1 protein-coding gene is annotated in these 529 nt (G+C 46.9%); it reads right to left on the minus strand.

The genetic code is table 11. The features are described 5' to 3' along the window. Positions 1 to 525, minus strand: a 525-nt coding sequence (locus PKO01S_RS28600) for a condensation domain-containing protein (RefSeq protein ID WP_281278975.1), incomplete at its 3' end; no start/stop codon positions are given. Positions 526 to 529: the final 4 nt, after the last annotated feature.

A 529-nucleotide genomic window follows, 5' to 3' on the forward strand; every position in this document is an offset into this window, starting at 1 on the left:
ACGCGTCTGCGGCCTTACGTAATCCAGCTGCAAATCCAGCACCGGCGCCGGTTCTGTAAATACACCATGCCAATATTTTTTCTGTTCCGACAGGTCTCTGGTTTGCATCCATTCGCTGTAATCCTTGTATTGGACACTCAGCGGGTTTAATTGCTCTCCCTTGTACAGCTTGGAAAGTTCTTGGGTTAAAATATCCATCGACATACCATCGGAGATGATATGGTGCATATCTAACAAGAGGATCGTTCTGTCCTCTCCTATTGTTACTGCTTTCATCCGCATCAGCGGGGCCTTGCCAAGGTCAAACGGATGTACAAAACGATGCAGCAAGTCTTCTTCTTTTTCTGCAATTTGGGCTATAATCCGTTCTTCATACTCCAATTCGAGCTTAACTACTTGTGCGATCTTCTGTACGGGTTCTCCATCCTGCATGTGGAAACTGGTGCGCAACGCTTCATGACGTATTGTCAATTGCTCCAGTGCGTACTTCATCCGGCCCCTATCTAACGACCCGTAAACTTCTATTCCC

It is taken from the genome of Paenibacillus kobensis NBRC 15729 (genome assembly GCF_004000825.1).
GTDB classification, from domain to species: domain Bacteria; phylum Bacillota; class Bacilli; order Paenibacillales; family Paenibacillaceae; genus Paenibacillus_T; species Paenibacillus_T kobensis.